Origin of the sequence: Fodinicola feengrottensis (assembly GCF_039530045.1) — a bacterium.
Classification (GTDB): Bacteria; Actinomycetota; Actinomycetes; order Mycobacteriales; family HKI-0501; genus Fodinicola; species Fodinicola feengrottensis.
Window position 1 is genome coordinate 1 of sequence record NZ_BAAANY010000069.1, and the last position, 2,422, is coordinate 2,422.

The window sequence follows — 2,422 nt, forward strand, 5'->3', positions numbered from 1 at the left end:
GCCTATTAGTACCGGTCAGCTTCACGTGTTTCCACGCTTCCACATCCGGCCTATCAACCCGGTGGTCTAGCCGGGGGCCTTACCCAGTTAACCTGGTGGGAAACCTCATCTCGAAGCGAGCTTCCCGCTTAGATGCTTTCAGCGGTTATCCCTTCCGAACGTAGCCAACCAGCCGTGCTCCTGGCGGAACAACTGGCACACCAGAGGTTCGTCCGTCCCGGTCCTCTCGTACTAAGGACAGCCCTTCTCAAGTTTCCTACGCGCGCGGCGGATAGGGACCGAACTGTCTCGCGACGTTCTAAACCCAGCTCGCGTGCCGCTTTAATGGGCGAACAGCCCAACCCTTGGGACCGACTCCAGCCCCAGGATGCGACGAGCCGACATCGAGGTGCCAAACCATCCCGTCGATATGGACTCTTGGGGAAGATCAGCCTGTTATCCCCGGGGTACCTTTTATCCGTTGAGCGACACCGCTTCCACCAGCCAGTGCCGGATCACTAGTCCCAGCTTTCGCTCCTGCTCGACACGTCCGTCTCACAGTCAAGCTCCCTTGTGCACTTGCACTCACCACCTGATTGCCAACCAGGCTGAGGGAACCTTTGGGCGCCTCCGTTACTCTTTAGGAGGCAACCGCCCCAGTTAAACTACCCACCTGACACTGTCCCTGAACCGGATCACGGTCCGAAGTTAGATGTCCAGATCAAACAGAGTGGTATTTCAACGTTGACTCCACCGACACTGGCGTGCCAGCTTCACAGTCTCCCACCTATCCTACACAATCCGAACCGAACACCAATATCAAGCTGTAGTGAAGGTCCCGGGGTCTTTCCGTCCTGCCGCGCGTAACGAGCATCTTTACTCGTAGTGCAATTTCGCCGAGCCTGTGGTTGAGACAGTGGAGAAGTCGTTACGCCATTCGTGCAGGTCGGAACTTACCCGACAAGGAATTTCGCTACCTTAGGATGGTTATAGTTACCACCGCCGTTTACTGGCGCTTCAGTTCTCAGCTTCGCCGTGAGGCTAACCGGTCCCCTTAACGTTCCAGCACCGGGCAGGCGTCAGTCCGTATACATCGTCTTACGACTTAGCACGGACCTGTGTTTTTAGTAAACAGTCGCTTCTCCCTGGTCTCTGCGGCCATACAACGCTCAAGGAGCAAGTCCCGTCACGTCTCAGGCCCCCCTTCTCCCGAAGTTACGGGGGCAATTTGCCGAGTTCCTTAACCACAGTTCACTCGATCGCCTTGGTATTCTCTACCTGACCACCTGTGTCGGTTTGGGGTACGGGCCACTCAGAGCTCGCTAGAGGCTTTTCTCGGCAGCATAGGATCACTGACTTCCCCTATGTCGGGTCGGCATCAGGTCTCAGACTTAATGAAGCGCGGATTTGCCTACGCCTCGCCCTACACCCTTACCCCGGCTCTACCATCCACCGGGTTCAGCTACCTTCCTGCGTCACCCCATCGCTTGACTACTACAAGCCGGGGTCACCCGCTTCCACCACCTCATCTCCGAAGAGAATCAACAGCTTCCGGGGGCTTAGCACAAACCTGCCTCATCATGGGCGCTCTTTCGCGGGTACGGGAATATCAACCCGTTGTCCATCGACTACGCCTGTCGGCCTCGCCTTAGGTCCCGACTTACCCTGGGCGGATTAGCCTGGCCCAGGAACCCTTGGTCATCCGGCGGACGGGTTTCTCACCCGTCTTTCGCTACTCATGCCTGCATTCTCACTCGTGCGGCATCCACGACTAGGTCACCCTGCCGCTTCACCCGCCGCACGACGCTCCCCTACCCATCCACACACCTGGACCAACACCACAAAGGCGCCAGCCGGGTCAATATGTGAATGCCACAGCTTCGGTGATGTGCTTGAGCCCCGCTACATTGTCGGCGCGGAATCACTTGACCAGTGGGCTATTACGCACTCTTTAAAGGGTGGCTGCTTCTAAGCCAACCTCCTGGTTGTCTGTGCAACTCCACATCCTTTTCCACTTAGCACACGCTTAGGGACCTTAGCTGGTGGTCTGGGCTGTTTCCCTCTCGACTACGAAGCTTATCCCCCGCAGTCTCACTGCCACGCTCTCACTTACCGGCATTCGGAGTTTGGCTGATTTCAGTAAGCTTGTAGGCCCCCTAGACCATCCAGTGCTCTACCTCCGGCAAGAAACACGCAACGCTGCACCTAAATGCATTTCGGGGAGAACCAGCTATCACGAAGTTTGATTGGCCTTTCACCCCTACCCACAGCTCATCCCCCAGGTTTTAAACCCTGGTGGGTTCGGTCCTTCACACGGTCTTACCCGCGCTTCAACCTGGCCATGGGTAGATCACTTCGCTTCGGGTCTAGAGCACGCGACTCAAACGCCCTATTCAGACTCGCTTTCGCTACGGCTACCCCACACGGGTTAACCTCGCCACGT

The 2,422-nt window shown here is 56.9% G+C and carries 1 rRNA gene; it reads right to left on the reverse strand.

The features are described from left to right. Positions 1-2,422 (reverse strand): 23S ribosomal RNA (locus ABD301_RS42190); the annotation flags it as partial.